Annotated in this window: 18 protein-coding genes and 1 tRNA gene; 12 read left to right on the forward strand and 7 right to left on the reverse strand. The window is 62.3% G+C overall.

Going from position 1 to position 17,579, the window contains the following annotated elements:
- Window positions 1-17: 17 nt before the first annotated feature.
- Window positions 18-1,520 carry a phospholipid carrier-dependent glycosyltransferase gene (locus WC698_04225; GenBank protein MFA6039442.1) on the forward strand — a complete coding sequence of 501 codons (1,503 nt, stop codon included), beginning with the start codon at window positions 18-20 and terminating at the stop codon, window positions 1,518-1,520.
- A gap of 66 nt (window positions 1,521-1,586) precedes the next feature.
- Here WC698_04225 and WC698_04230 read toward each other — a convergent pair whose 3' ends face one another.
- Window positions 1,587-2,312, reverse strand: coding sequence for a glycosyltransferase family 2 protein (locus WC698_04230; protein ID MFA6039443.1), 726 nt, complete (start codon window positions 2,310-2,312; stop codon window positions 1,587-1,589).
- 53 nt (window positions 2,313-2,365) lie between these two features.
- Between WC698_04230 and WC698_04235 the strand changes: the two genes are divergently transcribed.
- Window positions 2,366-4,147, forward strand: a complete 1,782-nt coding sequence (locus WC698_04235; protein MFA6039444.1) for a glycosyltransferase family 39 protein — start codon at window positions 2,366-2,368, stop codon at window positions 4,145-4,147.
- Between the two features lie 141 nt (window positions 4,148-4,288).
- Window positions 4,289-5,257, forward strand: a complete 969-nt coding sequence (locus tag WC698_04240; GenBank protein MFA6039445.1) for a phosphoribosylaminoimidazolesuccinocarboxamide synthase — start codon at window positions 4,289-4,291, stop codon at window positions 5,255-5,257.
- A gap of 72 nt (window positions 5,258-5,329) precedes the next feature.
- Here the strand turns inward: WC698_04240 and WC698_04245 are convergent, their stop codons facing one another.
- The 3 genes from WC698_04245 to rpiB form a co-directional block, all read right to left on the reverse strand.
- Window positions 5,330-5,809 carry a DUF192 domain-containing protein gene (locus WC698_04245; protein MFA6039446.1) on the reverse strand — a complete coding sequence of 160 codons (480 nt, stop codon included), beginning with the start codon at window positions 5,807-5,809 and terminating at the stop codon, window positions 5,330-5,332.
- Window positions 5,806-6,447 (reverse strand): ribulose-phosphate 3-epimerase, encoded by a 642-nt coding sequence (rpe, locus tag WC698_04250; protein MFA6039447.1) that lies wholly within the window; start codon window positions 6,445-6,447, stop codon window positions 5,806-5,808. The genes WC698_04245 and rpe overlap by 4 nt, the downstream gene beginning before the upstream one ends.
- A 73-nt stretch (window positions 6,448-6,520) precedes the next feature.
- On the reverse strand, window positions 6,521-6,955 hold the full coding sequence (rpiB, locus tag WC698_04255; protein ID MFA6039448.1) for a ribose 5-phosphate isomerase B: 435 nt from the start codon (window positions 6,953-6,955) through the stop codon (window positions 6,521-6,523).
- A gap of 136 nt (window positions 6,956-7,091) precedes the next feature.
- Here rpiB and WC698_04260 point away from each other — a divergent pair, with 136 nt between their 5' ends.
- Entirely contained in the window at window positions 7,092-7,844 is a 753-nt protein-coding gene (locus WC698_04260) for an SPFH domain-containing protein (GenBank protein ID MFA6039449.1), read from the forward strand.
- A gap of 309 nt (window positions 7,845-8,153) precedes the next feature.
- Complete coding sequence (gene tpiA / locus WC698_04265) at window positions 8,154-8,867, forward strand: triose-phosphate isomerase (GenBank protein ID MFA6039450.1); 714 nt, start codon at window positions 8,154-8,156, stop codon at window positions 8,865-8,867.
- Here tpiA and WC698_04270 read toward each other — a convergent pair.
- From WC698_04270 to WC698_04280, 3 genes are all read right to left on the reverse strand, one after another.
- Complete coding sequence (locus tag WC698_04270; GenBank protein MFA6039451.1) at window positions 8,760-9,743, reverse strand: hypothetical protein; 984 nt, start codon at window positions 9,741-9,743, stop codon at window positions 8,760-8,762. The genes tpiA and WC698_04270 overlap by 108 nt on opposite strands.
- A gap of 85 nt (window positions 9,744-9,828) precedes the next feature.
- The gene (locus WC698_04275; protein MFA6039452.1) at window positions 9,829-10,272 is read right to left on the reverse strand and encodes a prepilin-type N-terminal cleavage/methylation domain-containing protein; all 444 of its coding nucleotides are present in this window, start codon (window positions 10,270-10,272) and stop codon (window positions 9,829-9,831) included.
- A 122-nt stretch (window positions 10,273-10,394) separates the two neighbouring features.
- Window positions 10,395-10,469 (reverse strand) — tRNA-Thr (locus WC698_04280).
- Window positions 10,470-10,633: 164 nt separating this feature from the next.
- On the opposite strand from WC698_04280, the gene dprA reads away from it, so the two are divergent.
- The 7 genes from dprA (at window position 10,634) to WC698_04315 (ending at window position 17,574) form a co-directional block, all read left to right on the forward strand.
- Window positions 10,634-11,716, forward strand: coding sequence for a DNA-processing protein DprA (gene dprA / locus WC698_04285; GenBank protein ID MFA6039453.1), 1,083 nt, complete (start codon window positions 10,634-10,636; stop codon window positions 11,714-11,716).
- Window positions 11,717-11,818: 102 nt separating this feature from the next.
- Entirely contained in the window at window positions 11,819-12,217 is a 399-nt protein-coding gene (locus tag WC698_04290) for a hypothetical protein (protein MFA6039454.1), read from the forward strand.
- A gap of 22 nt (window positions 12,218-12,239) precedes the next feature.
- On the forward strand, window positions 12,240-12,896 hold the full coding sequence (locus WC698_04295; GenBank protein MFA6039455.1) for a class F sortase: 657 nt from the start codon (window positions 12,240-12,242) through the stop codon (window positions 12,894-12,896).
- 119 nt (window positions 12,897-13,015) lie between these two features.
- On the forward strand, window positions 13,016-13,507 hold the full coding sequence (locus tag WC698_04300; protein ID MFA6039456.1) for a type II secretion system protein: 492 nt from the start codon (window positions 13,016-13,018) through the stop codon (window positions 13,505-13,507).
- A gap of 127 nt (window positions 13,508-13,634) precedes the next feature.
- A complete protein-coding gene (locus WC698_04305; protein MFA6039457.1) occupies window positions 13,635-15,830 on the forward strand; it encodes an S-layer homology domain-containing protein in 2,196 nt (731 codons plus the stop codon).
- 172 nt (window positions 15,831-16,002) lie between these two features.
- A complete protein-coding gene (locus WC698_04310) occupies window positions 16,003-16,356 on the forward strand; it encodes a hypothetical protein (protein MFA6039458.1) in 354 nt (117 codons plus the stop codon).
- Window positions 16,357-16,485: 129 nt separating this feature from the next.
- Window positions 16,486-17,574: a LamG-like jellyroll fold domain-containing protein gene (locus WC698_04315; GenBank protein ID MFA6039459.1), complete on the forward strand. Its 1,089-nt coding sequence runs from the start codon at window positions 16,486-16,488 to the stop codon at window positions 17,572-17,574.
- Window positions 17,575-17,579: the final 5 nt, after the last annotated feature.

Raw genomic sequence — 17,579 nt, forward strand, 5'->3', positions numbered from 1 at the left:
CCGCTACACTGCACCGCATGCCGGATGCACCACCAAAACTTTTTTCGCGGCAAACCGCCGTGTTCCTGTTCTTCATTACGCTCCTCTCGTTCCTCACGTACTTCTACCGGTACAGCGAGCCGCAGCGCGTGTACTGGGATGAGAACTACCACATCGCCAGCGCGCAGAAGTACCTGCACGGCGTGTTCTTCATGGAGCAGCATCCGCCCCTGGGCAAGCTCCTCATCGCGCTCGGGGAGAAGATGTTCCACCCCAACGCGCGCACGGACCAGTTCCTCGCCACCGACTACGGGCGCGAGTTCGGCGACGACTTCTCCTTCACCGGGTACCGCTTCTTCTCCGCCTTCCTCGCATGGTGGACCGCTCCGCTGCTCTTCCTGATCTTCCTCCTCCTCACCCGCAACACGCTCTTCTCCGTGCTCCTCAGCTTCCTCTACGTCTTCGACAACGCCCTCATCGTGCACCTGCGGGGCGCCATGCTGGAGGGGCCGCTCATCTTCTTCAGCGCGCTCACCATTTTCCTGTTCCTCCTGCTTCTGGAAAAACGGGAGAACGTCCGCCTGTCGCGCCTCCTCAGCATCGGCTTCGGCGTCTCCTTCGCGCTGGTGGCCGCCACCAAAGTGCTCGGCCTCGTGTTCATCCTGCTCCTCCCCGTATACCTGTGGACGCTCCGTTACCGGTGGAAGACGATACTGCGGCGGACGGGGTACTTCCTCCTGGGATTCGCGGTGGTGTACGCGGGCATTTGGCAGACGCACTTCGCGCTCGGCAGGCGCGTGGTCCCCGAACTGCCGGACAAGGGCTACTACCAAGCGTCCATCGCCTACAAGCAACTCATCACCGAAGGCAAGACCGGCTCCCTGTTCGCCTTCCCCCTCATGCTGCGCGACTCGATCAAGTTCATCCCCCACTACAACCGCGGTACGCCGCGTTTGGACCTGTGCAAAGCGGATGAGAACGGGAGCCCCTTCTACCTGTGGCCGTTCGGGGGGCGCTCCATCAACTTCCGGTGGGAGACCCCGGACAGCAACGAGTACCGCTACCTCTACCTCCAGTCCAACCCCGTGGTGTGGCTCGTCTCCTTCGCGGGCGTGCTGGTGGGGGCCGCGCTCCTCCTGGGCTCCGTGCTGTTCGACCTGCGCACACCCCTCCGGAACCGCTTCCTCCTCACGGTGTTCACGGGGCTCTACGCCTCGTACATGATCGCCATCGCCAGCATCGGCCGCGTGCTCTACCTGTACCACTACTTCATACCGCTCGTCCTCAGCTTCCTCATCCTCGGCATCGTAGTGATGGAACTGCAGCGCATCGGCGGCTGGAAGCTCACCGAGCACCGCAAAACGGTGGCGCTCCTCGTGTTCGCCGGCCTCATCTTCGCCTCCTACGAGTTCTACCGCCCCCTCACGTACTACGAGCCGCTCACGGACGCGCAGTTCAAGCGCCGCATGGTCCTCCCCGTGTGGGAGCTCGCCTGCGTGCACTGCGAAAAGGTGAACGGCGTGGCGGTACCGTGTAAATGATGAGGATTCCGATGATTCCGAGGATTCCGAGGACCATCTTGCAGTAACACTGAACCTCGAGATGCCTTAGTTCTTCGGCATCGTCGGAATCGTCGGACTCCTTCTCCTTTTTAAATCCCACAGCTCCCTGAACATCCGCAAAATCACGCGCGCCGAGCCGCCCGTGGGGTTGCCCGCGCGCCGCGGGTAGTGCGGCACTTCCACCTGGTACCAGGGGATGCCCCGCCGCTTGAGGTTGAGGAACATCTCCGTGTTGAAGAGCTTCTCCACCCCGTGCACCGGCCGGATCTGCGGCCAGATTTCCCTGCGGAACACCTTCATGCCGCAGTTCACGTCGCGCACCCACAGCCCGAGCACCGCGAGGTTCATCACCCCCAGGATCTTTCCGAAGACGCGCCGGATGAAGGGGTCCGCGCGCTTGCGCCGGCGCCCCGTGACGAAGGCGAAACGATCCAAGTGCGGGAGAAGGCGGGAGATGTCCTCCGCGCGGAACTGCCCGTCGCTGTCCATGAAGGCGATCGCCTCGCCCTGTGCCGCGTCGCAGCCCGTGCGCACGGAGAGCCCGTAGCCTTGGTTCTTCTCATGGCGCACGATGCGGAGACCCGGAAGGGAGGTCTGCAGGCTTTGCAGGACGCTCAAGGTGCCGTCCGTGGACCCGTCATCCACCGCCACGATCTCCGTCCCGATGCCGGACTTCACGACCCACTGCTCCACGTCACGCAGGGTCGCGGCGATGTTCCGCTCCTCATTGAAGCAGGGCAGGACGACGGAGAGGGAGGGGACGGGGGGCATGGTGGGAGAGTATAGCGCTTTTACGCGCCATCTTCCATGCTACACTGCACCCCATGTTCGCTCGTCCCGCGGCGAAGCGCGAGCGGAAGGCTGCGGTCCCTTGGCTTGCGCTGGGCTCGACCCTGGCCCTCACCCTGCTCCTCTCGGCTTTCATCCTGCGGCAGTGGCCGTCCTTCGGCAAGGTTTCCTACGTCTACCGGGGCGGGAAGATGGAAACGGCGGAACTCCCCCTCTCCGTCCCCACCCAAGGAGAAAATCTTTCCGTCCTCGTCCCACTGCGGCTGGGGCTGTTCCATCCCGCGCTCTACCGGGTGAAAGCGGATGACTGCCTGCAGGACTTGTTCATCAACGACGTGCGCGTTCCGCGGGAGCGCACGGATTTCTGCGATTACAGCAAGGGGCGGATCCTGAACTTAGCCCCGTACCTCCGCCGGGGAGAGAACCTGATGCAGTTCAACATCCGCGACCACGGGGGCATGGGAGGCGTGGACATCCGGCCTTCCCCCGGCGATCCCCTCCCCCTCGCCCTCTCCCTCACGCTCTTCATCGGCGCGGCGGCGGCGCTCTTCCTCCTCCGCCGCCCCCTCGGCCACTGGCTCCTCCCCACAGCGGTGTCGGCGGCCGCTTTCTCCGTCCACTTCCTGTACTGGATGGGCACCACGTTCACCACGCGCGGCTACGACACGGAAGGGCATGTGGAGTATGTGCAGTACGTGCTGAACAACGCCCGCATCCCCCCCGCCTCGGAAGGTTGGGAGTACTATCAACCGCCTCTCTACTACTTCTTCGCCGCACTCTGGGGAAAGGCGGGGGCGATGCTCTCTCTCCCGCTGAGCGGCAGCCTCCAGTTGCTCTCCCTCTTTCTCTCGCTCCTCAGCGCCGCATGCATCTTCTGGATAGGGACCGCCCTCTTCGACGCCCGTCGGGAACGGTGGGGCTTCTCCCTCTTCCTCGCCTCCAGCCTGCTGCTTCCGGGAATGGTGTTCTTTACGCCGCGCATCAATAACGACGTCCTCGCGCTCACCCTCTCGCTCTTGTGCCTGGGGTTGCTGCTCCGGTGGTGGCGGAAGCCGGAACGGAGGGGTGCGTGGGTGGGCGTCTCCGTCGTCCTCTCCCTCGGCATCCTCACCAAGAGCACCACGCTGCCTCTCGTGGCGGCCGCGTTGCTGCTCCTGCTCCTGAGCCCCGTTCCCTGGAAGAAGAAATGGTTCCTGGGCGGGCTCTCCCTGGCCGTCATCCTGCTCTTCACCGACTGGCTCTTCCTCTATCGCTTCATCTTCGAAGGTGCGAGGGGACTCGTGGGGAACGCGGGTAATTTGAGCAGCGGCCTCCTTCTGAAGAACACCGTCGCCGGCTTTGTCCGTTTCAATCCCCTCTTCCTGCTCGGACATCCGTACAATAACCCCTGGGACGATGCCTACGGCCGCCAGTATCTGTGGGAATACCTCTACCGCAGCGCATTCACGGGGGAATGGTCGTTCGGTAATGCGGTGCGTCCGCTGGTCTCCGCCCTCCATCTGCTCGGCCTGTATGCGCTGGCTTTGGCGCTCATCGGAATCGTCCGGCACTTCCGGCAGGAAGCCCGGCGAAGCCTCCCTCTCCTGCTTACCGTCCTCGTCCTCCTCGGGGCGTTCCTGTACAACCGCCTCAGCGTCCCCTACGCCTGCAGTCAGGATTTTCGCTTCATCGCGCCGGCCGCCGTTCCCCTCGCGTACTACGCCGTGCGGGGCGCACTCGCCCTCCCGCGCAGGCTGCGGATCGTCGCCCTCGTGATGCTCTCGGCGCTGCCGCTCGGTTCCGCCGCGTTCCTCCTCGCCCTGGTCTTCGGGATGTGATGAGCTAGGAGGAGTCTGATAAGTCGGAAGTGTCCGACGATTCCGAGGAATGTCAGGAAGAAGCTCCGTAACCTTTCGATGTATGTTCTTCGGCATCTTCGGATTCCTCGGAATCTTCTCTCCGTGGTATTCTCTATTCATATGAACATTCCCAAACCCCTCACCCCCTTCCTCTCCACCGCGCTCGAGCGCACGGACTTCGATTTCTTGGGAAAGAAGTACGAGGGGAAGGTGCGCGACGTGTACACCCCCAATGAGAGGGAAAGGATCCTCATCGCCACCGACCGCCAATCCGCCTTCGACATAAACTGGTGCACCATTCCCCTCAAGGGACAGATCCTCACGCAGACCAGCGCCTGGTGGCTCGACAAGGTGAAGGATGTGATGCCTTCGCACTATCTCTCCATGCCCGACCCCAACGTGATGGTGGTGAAGAACTTGAAGATGCTGAAAATCGAGATCGTCGTGCGCGGGTACCTCACAGGATCCACGGGGACATCCGTTTGGATGAACTACCGGAATGGTGTCCGCAATTTCTGCGGGAGCATCCTCCCGGAGGGCATGGTGAAGAACCAGAAGTTCGGCTGCCCGATCATCACGCCCACGACGAAAGGGGAAGAGGATGAATCCATCGACCCCGCCTCCATCGTCGCGCGCGGTTACGCAACCCGGGAGCAGTGGGAAGAGATCGAGGAGTGCGCCTTCGCGCTCTTCACCCAAGGGCAGGAGATCGCCGCCAGGCGGGGCTTGATCCTCGTCGACACCAAGTACGAGATGGGATACGACGAAGAAGGGGTGCTGACGGTGGCCGATGAAGTGCACACCCCCGACTGCTCCCGCTACTGGGTGGCCGACACGTACGGGGAACGGTTCGCCAAGGGGCAGGAGCCGGAAAGCCTGGATAAGGAGTTCTTCCGCTTATGGCTGCGGTCCCAGGGGTTTGAGTACGGGGGGAAGCGCCCGGTCATCACCGACGAGGTGCGCCTGATGCTGGCGGAGAAGTACGTGAGCCTGTATGAGAAAATGACGGGCACCGCTTTCGCGCTTCCGGCGGAAACGGATGTGACGGGGAGGATTGAGAAGAACCTGCGGGCATACGTATCCATGTGAGTCGTCCACGCGATGAATGCACAATGAGAAATGCAAAATGATGATGTGCAAAACATCTCTCCGTTTATTTGCTCATTTTGCATTTTGCATTGCTTCATACTTCATACTCCACCCCTCCCCGATCCCCTCTCTGTCCACAAACCCCGCCGGCATTTCCAGCGCGTACTGCGCGGGCCCCGGGGAATAGTAGGAGGGGCACAGCTCGGTGCGGCAGGGTTCCATGCGCGCGGAGCCCGTGAAGGATCCGTCGGTGGCGAAGAACAGGATATCGAGAGGCACGAGCGTGTTCTTCATCCAGAACGACAGCTCCTGCGGCTCTTCGAAGGTGAAGAGCATGCCGTTGACGACGTTCTGCCTTCCCATCATGCCCGTCGCCTGCTGCTCTGATGTGACGGCAACTTCCACCTGCAGGGAAAGCTCCGTGCCGTCGGCGTTGCGGAGGATGACGGTGCGGCCGGGGAACGTGACCGCGGAAGGGACCACGGCGGCGGGCGAGCAGGACGCCAGGAGGACGGCCATGGCGAAGAGGGGAAGGAAATGACGGATCATCATGCACGGAGGGAAGCGGCGGCGGCCTTGCGGTCTTTGGCGGAGAAGAGGTAACTGGCGGAAACCAGGCTGTTGGCGCCCGCCTCCCGGCTGAGGCGCGCGGTCGCCGCATCAATGCCCCCATCCATCTGGATCGTGAGGTTGGGGAAGCGGGAACGGAGGGCTTTGACCTTTTCCAGCACCCCGGGTATGAACGCCTGGTTGCTGAAGCCGGGATGGACGGACATGACGAGGACGAGATCGACGTCGTTGACGACGTCCTCGATGGCGGAGAGGGGCGTATCGGGATTGATGGCGATGCCCGCCGTGATACTCCCCTTCCGGATCGCCGCGATGAGCGCCTTCCGTTCCGCCGTCCCCGCGACCGCCTCCGCATGGAACGTGATGTGCGTGGCGCCGGCTTGGAGGAATTCCGCGACGCGCTCCGCGGGATTGGTGACCATGAGGTGGACGTCCACGGGCAGCGCGGCCCGGAGACACCGGAGCACGGGCGCACCGAACGTGAGGTTCTTGACGAAGTGCCCGTCCATCACGTCCACCTGTATGCCATCCACGAACGGCGTCACGGAGTCCACTTCCTCCTGCAGGCGCGCGAGATCCGCGGAGAGGATGGAGGGGAGGATGGCGAGGGGAAGGGGCATGTGGGGGTAGGATAGCAGAAAGGGGGAGGCACACCCACATGCGCTGTTCGTAAGGACGCGGCATGCCGCGTCCCTACTCGAGATCCTGGACACGCTGTGTGTGCCTCCCCCCTTCGAATTCCGTCGTGAGGAAGATATCCGCGAACCTCTTGGCATCCGCAGCCTTGGTGAGCCGGCCGCCCAGCGCCATCACGTTGGCGTCATTGTGGGCGCGGGCAAGCCGCGCCGTTTCGTCGCTGTACACCACGGCCGCGCGGATCCCCCGCACCTTGTTGGCCGCCATCGCCTCGCCGTTCCCGCTCCCGCCGAGGAGGATGCCGGGCACTTTCTGCTCCAGAACCACGGCGCATCCGCGGCGCATGAGGGCGGGATAATCCACGGGCTCCTCGCTGAACGTCCCCTCGTCGATAACGTCGATCCCCTTCTCCAGAAGGTGCTTCTTGATCTCCTCCTTTAAGGAGTAACCGGCATGGTCGGAGGCGAGGACGATTCTTGGGGGTAACGGCATGATTGGATGATAAAATGAAAAATGAGAAATGAGAAATACAAAATGACAGTTTGCATGGCACACGGAAGAAATCCGGCATTTTCCATTTTGCATTTTGCATTTCCCTCCTACTATTCTCCCATCATTCCCCCGTCCTATGTCCTTCCCCACCCTCATCACCATCGGCATCATCGTCATCGTCCTTCTCATCACCATGATCCGGCAGGTGGACCAGTACGAGCGCGGGATCCTGTTCACCATGGGGAAGTACGCACGCACGTGGGGTCCGGGATGGCATTTGCTCATCCCGGTGTTCCAGAGGCTGGCCAAGGTGGATGTGCGCATCAAGGCGGTGGACGTGCCGGACCAGGAGGCGATCACCAAGGACAACATCCCCATCCGTATCAACGCCGTCATCTACTTCAAGGTGGCAAACGCGGAGAAAGCCGTGATCGAGGTGGAGGATTTCTTCAATGCCGTGTCGCAGCTGGCGCAGACCACCATGCGCAACGCTGTGGGCGAGGTGAACTTGAACCAGCTCTTGGCCGAGAAGCAGAAGGTCAGTGAGAACATCAAGATGGCCGTGGACGCCGTCTCCGAGACGTGGGGCGTGGACGTTCAGTCCATGGAACTCAAGGACATCGTGCTACCGGATTCCCTCAAACGGACGATTGCGAAAGTCGCCGAAGCGGAACGCGAGAAGCAGGCGGTGATCATCAATTCCGAAGGTGAAGTGGGCGCAGCGGCGAATATTGCGAAGGCGGCGGAGATGCTCGCCCAGATCCCCGGCGCCCTGCACCTGCGTACCCTCCAGAGCATCAACGACATCAGCTCGGACCAGAGCAATACGACGGTCTGGATGGTGCCCGTGGAAGTCCTCAAGGCGGTGGAAGGCCTCGCGAAGCGCTGAATGGTATGGAGGGGCGGATGGCCTGCCCACCGTAGCCTTGCAGTTGCTTGCCCTGAATAGACTGGATGGGAACGAGCTGATGAACCAGGGGCGAAGGTGGGTGCCCGTGGAAGTCCTCAAGGCGGTGGAGGGATTGGTGAAGAAATGACCCCTCTCCCCTAGCCCCTCTCCCGAAGGGAGAGGGGGATGTATGTGTTTGTTTCTTCGATATTGCATACTCGAAGTGAGAAACAACCACAAAACATAAACATTCCCCTCCCCCCTTGGGGGAGGGGCTAGGGGAGAGGGAGATTGTGCTATTCTTCCTCCATGCGCACCCCCCTCATCGCGGCAAACTGGAAAATGAATCCCCCGCCCCTCGGTTGGGATGCCGCCGATTCCCCCTACCGGCCACGGCCGGATGTGGATGTGATCGTCTTCCCCACGTTCCTCGACCTTGCACAATGCGTGGATGCGGAAATGAACACAGGCGCACAGTGCGGCCACCCTGATCCTGCCGGCGCCCATACGGGGGACGTGAGCGTGGCCATGGTCAGCGACCTCGGCTGCACCTACGTGTTGTGCGGGCACAGCGAGCGGCGCCAAGGCCACGGTGAGACCGACGCCTTCGTGGCACGGGAGGCGCAGGCGGCACTCGATGCGGGGTTGGAACCGGTGGTCTGCATAGGAGAGACGCAGGAGGAGCGGGATGCGGGGAAAGAGCGAGACGTGGTGCAACGGCAGTTCGCAGCCCTGCCCTCGGACGTATCGGTCATCGCCTATGAACCCGTGTGGGCCATCGGCACGGGCAAGAATGCCACGCCCGAACAGGCGCAGGAAATGCACGCCTTCATCCGCTCCCTCATTGCGCCGGAACGGCGCGCCTCCGTCCGCATCCTGTACGGCGGCTCCATGAATGAGAAGAACGCCAAGGAGCTACTGGGCCAGCCCGACATTGACGGCGGGCTCATCGGCGGGGCTTCCCTGAAGTCCGAGTCCTTCCTGAAAATCGTGGAAGTTGCCGCCGACGTCGGCCGCGCGTGACCCGGAGAAGATCTCCGGAGCCGGTGTTGCAATCTTGATGTTCCCGTGTTCCTCGGACGTGGAGAGGAGGGGTGCGCTGAGGATGGCGAGCCCCAGTTGCACGTAGAACGCCGTGGCCACGATGAGCGTGGCCATCATCAGGAACGTTTCCACAAGGATGGCGAAGAACGCGGAAGCCGAGGGCTCGGGGAGGAAGAAGAGGAGGAGCGCCAACAGGATCCCCAGGGGAAGGAGGAAGAGCGAGATGCCGGAGGCGATACTCCAGCGGTATCCGCGGCTGCGCTCCATACTCAGGAGCAGGCTCTCCCGCGCGCCCAGCCCCTCCGCCAGGAAGAACGGGCTGAGGGCGAAGCGCGGCGCCAGCGAGAGGAAGGTGACGAACCCCACCATCTCCACCGCGATGATCAGGTCACCGTACTCCGCGAAGAGGAACTTGCCGGCGGCGATGCCGAGCAGCGGAACCCAGAGGAACGAGTGGAGAGCAAAGAGCACACACAGCCGCAGCGCGGGTAGGAACCTCTTGCCTAATCCGTCGCTCACATGCTGCATCGTTCCGCCGAACCGCAGGAGGATGATGGCGGAGAACGCGGCGCCGAGGAGGAGTACCGCGGCGGCGCACAGATAGAGCACGTTGAACGGCGCCGCCATCAGCGCCATGCGCAAGGAGAGGATGCTGGGGATATCCAATGCCGTGACCATGCGCGCGCGGAGCAGCGTGAGGGTGGCCAGGTGCAGAGCGTCGAGCACGGCGAACACCGTCCAGAACGCGAAGGTGACGGTGAGGAGCTCCCTGGGGTGCGCCGCCATGTTCCTCCAGGCGCGCTGCGCCAGGACCGGGAAGGGGGGGAGCCTGCGAGGGGGGGTTGGGAATGACAAGGTTCCCCATACTACATCGAATGACGCCCGCACGCCCACGTTTTTTGCTGTTCTCTCCGTCATCTCCCTCATCGTTATCTGCCCCTCAGCGCAACACGATGATGCTCGCAGTCAGTTCACCCCCCGGAGCCTCTACAGCCACACGGCTATTGCCTGTCGTGCGGATGAAGTAGTTTGTCCCCTCCCCTATTGCGAGCGGATCGGCGGGAATGCCTGTGAGGTAATTCTGCGTGACGAGAACGGAGAGGTCCACACCGGGGCAGCCGGGGAATTCCGGGCGGCAGATTTCCTGCGCGGTTTGCGTGATGCTCGTGGGAAGGGTATTCCCATCGATCAGGAACTGGGAGACGGCGTTGAGGATAGTGTTCACGTCCGATTGTCTGCTCGCGTCACGTGTGGCGCTCAGCTGGCGGCTGGGATTAATGGCGGCGATGGTAATGAACGTGAGGACGCCGATAATGCCCATAACAACGATGAGTTCTATGAGCGTGAACCCTTTCCGCAGGCGGTGGAAGGAGGATGGAGGCATGGAGAGGAGAGAGGCGCAGTATTTTCTCCTTGTTCCGTTCCGTTCTGCAAGGTACAGAAATGGGAGGAATGTGATGTAATGATGATCTCGGCGTAGTCCCGCGCACGCGGGACGAAGCCGGATGGAGCCGCCCTCGGGATTTGAACCCGAGACCCTCGGTTTACGATACCGATGCTCTACCACTGAGCTAGGGCGGCTTGGATGGAGGAAAGCGGGGAAAGACCGGGGGGCGTTCTACGCAGGCATGGAACGTCTGAAACCCTTCCTGCGCGGGGCTAAAGACTATCAGGTGGCGTTTGGGCTGTCGAATCCTTTTTGAATCCCCTTCCCACGGTCTTCCCGCCCTTGTTAGGCTGGTTCCATGGCACCTTCCCCCTCCTCCCTCCTCTGGTCCTCCCTCAACGTCCTCACCAAGGAACGCTACGACGCGTTGCTGCAGGTGTACGGGAGCTTGGACGATGCGACGAAGCACCTGGGGGAAGAGCTCCTGCGCGGCTTGGGGTGCCGGGAGGAAACGGTGCGCGAAGCGCTCACCCTCACGGAAGATTTCGATGCGGAACGCTATGCCTCCGCGCTGGAGGAAAAGGGGATCCGGTTCTTCACCCTCGCGGAGAACGAGTACCCCGCGCGCCTCCTGCAGGTGGAGGACCCTCCCCCCTTCCTCTACGCCAAGGGCGACCTCACCCTTCTGGAGCAACCGTGCATCGGCCTCGTGGGGACCCGCGCGATGAGCCGTTACGGGCGCCGCGTGGTGGGGCACTTCGTCCCCGATTTCGTCGCCGCGGGCGTGGTGACCGTGAGCGGGCTCGCGGAGGGCATCGATGCCGAAGTGGCGCGTGAGACGATCCGCTGCGGCGGACGGACAGTGGCGGTTCTCGGCCACGGCTTGGGGATGGTGTACCCCCGGGGGAACCGCGGGCTCGCGGACGAGATCGTGGAGGCGGGCGGGCTCCTCCTTTCCGAGTTCCCCCTCTTCAAGAACCCGGAGAAGTACACGTTCGTCGCGCGCAACCGCATCATCGCCGGGCTCTCGCTCGCCACGGTGGTGCTGGAAGCCCCCGAGGGGAGCGGCGCGTTGATCACGGCGGACCTAGCGCTCGGGTACGGCCGCGACGTGTTCGCGGTGCCGGGGGAAGTATTCGACCCCAACTACGCGGGGTGCCATGCGCTCCTCAAGAGGCGCCAAGCGATGCTCGCCGACCATCCTTCCGCCGTCCTGCGGGAACTGGGAATGGTGGCGCCGGCGCAGAGGGAATCCGCTTTCACCCCGCAGGGGAAGGACGAAGCGGCGGTGTACGCCGTCCTCACGGGGATGCCGCAGGATATCGACCAGCTCACCGAACGCCTGAAGATGGAGGCGGGACGAATCAATGCCGCACTTACCATGATGGAATTGAGCGGCGGGGCGAAGAACGCGGGAGGGGGCATGTGGGTGAGAAGTTAACTCCATTCTCCCACGCAGAAATACGCTTCGGCTTCGGAAAGAGCATTCCTGGGAGCGCGTCATACAGAACGCATCTCTATTTCCTTTTCCTTCCCACACCTTATGAAAAAAGTGGTACTTGTGGCGGCTCTGGTCGTCACCGCTGCCCTCATTCTCCCATCCGTGGCGGAACTGGGTATGGCGCAGGACCAAACGGGCTCGTCGGCTGATGCGCTCTTCTCGGCAGGTGACCAAGAAGGGGGCTTGGAAGGGTTTCTCCAGAGCCTTACGCAGGACACGTCGTCGAGCAGTGCGAGGTCCGTGAGCAGCGCGGCGGCAGTGAGCTCTGCAGCGGACGCGAGCGCATCGTCGGAAACTGTAACGGGCGATGACGGCGTCTCGTCGGACCTGACAGATGAGGACGGCACATCCTCCGGGGAAGTCCTTCCTGCGTCGGGAACCGAGACGGGCACCACGCCCGAAGGGTTGCCGGATACGGGCTTGGGCGGCATGGCGGAATGATCCGACCCCCCACCGAAAGCTCATGAAGCGCCCACCGCGTCACCGTCGGCCGGAATTCATCCTCACCCTCCTCACGCCCCTGCTCCTCGCCATGACGGTGCTCACGGGCCTGGCCATCGCGCGGGAGGATGCCCCTCCGCCCGTCACGCTTCCCGCAGCGGAGAATCCCACATCGGCGCCCCCCACCCTTCCCCTCCACGTGAGCGTGGCGTGGGAGGATTCCCGGGCGGAACGTCTCCTGGTGCCGGCGCGCCTCACCGTTCCGCGGCTCGGCATCAACGCCCCCATAGAAACCGTCGGCCTCACCGAGGAGAAGGTCATGGCCTCCCCCTCCTCCCCTTCCGCGGTTTCCTGGTACCGCTTCGGGGCGCAACCGGGGGAACCGGGAAGCGCGGTGATCGCGGGGCACTTGGATTCCGCAACGGGACCGGCCGTGTTCTGGCGCCTCAAACAACTGCGCGCGGGTGACAGCATGTTCGTGACGGATTCAAACGGAGGGAAGAAGAAGTTCCTCGTCACCGGCAGCGAACGGGTGGAGGGGACGCAAGCCCCCCTGCAACGCATCTTCGGTGATACCGGAACACGCCGTCTCAACTTGATCACGTGCGGGGGAATATGGGACACGGAGCTCCGGCAATACCGGGAGCGGCTCGTGGTGTACACGGAACTCGCGCCGTGAGACTGTGCCGGAACATCGCGAATGCGTATCACATTCTCCCCTCCGCGCAACTCCCGTACCTTGACAAGAAGCGTCCCCCCAACGAAAGTTTCTGCATCCCTTCCCCGTAGTCCAGTCCTATGGGCCATCTCGGCGAACGCACACCGTACAAGCAGGAATACCCACGCGGACTTCTCCGCGCCGGAAAGAGGATGAAAAAAGGCTTCACGCTCGTGGAGCTCCTCCTCTCCATCACCATCATCGGCTTCCTTGCCTACATCGTCATCACCGCCATCAACCCGTCCCTGCACCTCGCCAAGGCTCACGATGCCAAGCGGCAGAGCGACGTGCTGACGCTGGTGAACGCCATGAACCAGTTCATCATGGAAAACAACAACACGCTGCCCTCCACCCTTACGGATGTCCCGCAGCAGATCTGCAGCATCAACGCGACGTCCTGCACGTACATCAACCTCTCCATGCTCGTTCCCGAGTACGTCGCCGACCTCCCGTCCGACCCTTTGGCAAACGGGGAAACCGTCGGCTACACCATCCGAAAGGACTGGCGCAGCCGCATTGTGGTGGAAGCGCCCCTGGCGGAAATCATGCCGAGCATCATGGCAGTGAACTGACCTCCGCCGAAACGCCCCCGGGAGACAGTAGTACCAGATCATGAGAATGAGTTCTGCGGTAGCGCGAGTGTTTGCGGGATGGCAGGATCATTCGCGATAATGGAGACTAATTTCCCTTCCCACCTCTATGGAGTCCACACTCTGCGGGGGACTGCGTGCACATGCGCGTCTGCTGCTTTTTGCGGCTGCCGTGTTCGCCGGCTCCTTCCTCTTCTTCTCTCACGCCAACGCGGCCACCTACTATTGGGTCGGCAGCGACGGTCGCTGGGAAACGGCCGCTAACTGGTCTACGGTCGAAAAAGGCGGCACCGGCGGATCCCACGCCGTTCCGGGCGCCAGCGACACCGCCGTCCTCTCCTTCTCGGGCGCCGCATTGCGCCTCCGAACGGCGGCCTCCCTCACGAAACTGATCATCGCCCCCACGTGGTCGGGCTCACTCACCATGGGTTCCGGCACTCTCGCCGTTTCCTCCCACGTACGGGTGGGGAGCGGAAGGATTTTGGGGGGGACGGGCTCCGTGAACATCGGGGGCAGCTACACCCAAACGGGAGGTATCATCACCTTCCCGGGAGGACGCACGGGCGGCAACCTGACGCTCAGCGGCAGCCTCTCCATCACCAAAGGCGCCACATCCGCCTACTCCAACTTCACCTCCACGGGCACCATCATCTTTGACGGCGCCACCGACCAGACCATCACCACGGGCTCCACCGCCACGGTGAAGTTCCAGCGCTTCACCATCAACAATACCGGCGACACGGACGCCGATGACATCATCATCGCCACGAGCGGCGACCTCGCGCTCTCGGGCACCCTCCTCGTCACGCTCGGCAACATGGACCTTGCCACCAACAGCAAAGCCATGCGCGTGGAGAGCGGCGTCACGCTGGCCAACGCGGCGCAGGCGACGCTCACGACCAACAGCAATATCACGGCGTCGGGCAGCATCAAGGTGAACGATGCCGCAACGTGGACCATGTCCGCAGGCTCCCTCACGCTCAACGGCCACACGCAGAACCTCAACCTGGACGGGCAGAGCATCCCCAACCTGGTGATCGCCTCCTCCGTGAGCACCACCCTCACGGATAACCTGACCGTCTCCACCTCCCTGCAGATCAGTGCCGGCTCTATCCTCGCCCTCAGCACCTTCACGCTCACCGCGACGGACACGACGTTCACCAACCTCGCAACGCTCACGGAAGGGGCGGGCATGCTCTACCACGCCGCCTCCGACGTCCTGATCACGGACAGCACGTACGCCGCCGTGAATACGACTGTCCTGGGGGATTCCGCGTACTTCACGCTGACGGACGCGGATGAGAACATCGATGGCACGGTTGCGGATACCGTGACGGTCACCGTCTCGGGAGGAGGAGACTCGGAAACGGTCACGTTGACCGAAACGAGCGTCACCTCCGGACTCTTCCGCGGTTCCATTGTCACCGCCGCTGCCACCGCGGCAGCCGGTGACGGGACGCTGCAGAGCCCCGGCGCCACCGTCATCTACCTTCAGTACACCGATGCGCAAGACCTTCTCTCCTATTCGGATACCTCCACACTCTCGGAAGCTGCTACAACCGCGTCCACAGAAAGCACCGCCGGCCAGGGTTCCCGCAGGGGAAGCGGAGGGGGAGGAGGGGGAGGATCTCTCCCCGCTTCATCGGCTGCTTCTTCAGCGTCCTCCACAGCCACCGTCCAGGAGACCGCCCTCCCCAACGTGCGGGGCCTGCTGCAAGTAATGGTGGAAGGCAAGGCACTGGTCTTCAAGGACATCCCCGTGCAAGCGTGGTTCGCGAAGTTCGTTTCCACCGTCGTGGGAAAAGCCATTGCCTCGGGATACAAGGATGCGAAGGGCAACCTCACCGGCGAATACGGCCCGGGGAATCCCGTGACCTACGCCGAAATCGCAAAGATGGCTTTGGAAGCCGCCAAGAAGAACCCCGGTTCGGTTTCCGGAGCCCCCAAGAACAGCTCCGCCGCCGGCCAGTGGTCGGAACGGTACATCAAGCTTGCGGAAGACCTGAACCTCTCCGTGTACGGCCCCTCCTTGGACGTAAACCTTCCCGCGACGCGCGGAGCCGTTCTTCAGACGGTGCTCGAATCCCTTGGCTTGCAGTTGGATGAGGCGCAGGCAAACGTCTACAGCGACCTGCCCATTTCCCATCCGCATGTCCGCGCCCTTGCCACCGCCACCCGCTTAGGGATCATCAACGGCGATACGGACGCGGCAGGGATCCCCAAGGGCACCGTCCGCCCCAACGCCAACATCAACCGTGCAGAAGTGGCCAAGATCATGGCAAAGGTGGTGGAAATGAGTCTGTAACCTCTTACATCGGCATCTGTGCACAGGAAGTCCCTCGACAACGCTCGGGGCTTCCTGTTTGTTTGGGCACACTTCTCCCCCATTGCAAGGGCTCCCCTCCTCTCCGGGTCATCACCCCTTCCGTAAGAGGCTGATTTTTGGTATCATAGTCGGATTTCCCACACACAAACCCATGTCCATTGAAGCCTGTATTGCCCACGCCATCCGCAGCGACCTGGATATCGTTGCAGCCCTTCCCGAGGTGCACGAAGTGCCCGTGGAGGATTTGGAGCCCTACGTGGAGCGCTACGTGGTGCAGGTGCAGGAAGCCCTCCGGAACGTCATCCAGGAAAGGGGCGAACCGTATTTGCGCTCCAAGGACGCCGCAGGCTTGTGCGCCACGTGCTTGGAAGCGGGTGTCACCATCCCGCCCACCATGCTCCTCAAGATGTGCCAAACCATCCTCCAACTCTCCGCATTGGACGCCAAATTCATCTTGGATACGGAAGAGGGAAAGACTTTGTATTACGTGAAGCTCACAATCTGAGGTTCCGCGTCAACCGTGACGGGAAGGAACGGGGGAGTATAGTGGAACCTGATGGTTTCCCATCCGCATCTTCTCCATTCCCGGCGAAGATTCTCCCACGTGCGCAACTTCTTTCCTCCGATGCACGGGATGAGGAAGACTCTGCCCTCCATAGCCTTGGCGAAGGAGGGGTTCACCCTCATCGAGCTCCTGCTCGTGGTGGGGATCATCGGGGCTTTGGCGGGCATCGTGATGGAGGCGATCGGTCCCAGGAAGATGCTCCTCTCCGCGAAGGATGCTTCCAGAAAGCAGACCGTGCGGGAACTCCAGAATGCCCTCACGCAGTACCAGATTGAGGAGGGGACGCTTCCGAATGTGGATGACATCATTACGGCGGATGACGGGGCCAAGCCCATCTGCAAGCAGGGGGTGACGACGGATGCAACCTGCGTGAATGTGGATGCCCTCATCCCCGAGTACATCGCCGCCCTTCCGCAGGATACGTCGGAAACGAATGCCAATTACACGGGGTACAAGGTGTACAGGGAGCCTCTGGGGGGGAGGCCGCTGGTGACGTCCCCGCACTTCAATGACCGTTCGGAGGGGCTCGTGGGGTATTGGCCGTTCCACGAGGGGCAGGGGACGACGGCTGTTGACGGATCGGGGCAAGGGAATAATGGGACGCTCAACGGGACAACGGGAGCGAATAATCGCCCGCAATGGACCACGGGACAGGTGGGAATGGCGCTCGATTTTGACGGGACAGATGACTACGTGAATGTACCCGATACGAATGTGCTGGATATCGCCGGCGATTTGACCGTCTGTGCGTGGCTCTATCCGCGTACCATGACGGTATCAGCCCATCCCCTCCAAAAATACGGCGGATCCACGGCGGCAAACTTCAGGCTCTACAGGACTGCGGCCGGATCAACCTACTTCTATGCAACCCGCGGAGGGGTATGGGGATCGATTTCCAGTTCGTACACGGTGGCGGCTTCTACATGGTCGCACATCTGTCTGTCGTACGAAGCGACCAGGGGAGGGCAGCTCTACGTCAACGGGATTGCGAGAGGAAGCCGTGCAGGCGGTGGCGCATTGACAACCACGAGCAGTGCCTTGCGCATAGGAGGAAATACTTACTATAACGGCCTCATTGACGAAGTCCGTATCTACAACCGCGCCCTCTCGGCGGAGGAGGTTGCCGCCCTGGCGCAGGGGCGCGAGAATGTGATGTAGGAAAG

The sequence above is a fragment of the Candidatus Peribacteraceae bacterium genome (genome assembly GCA_041661065.1).
GTDB lineage: Bacteria > Patescibacteriota > Gracilibacteria > Peribacterales > Peribacteraceae > CAIKAD01.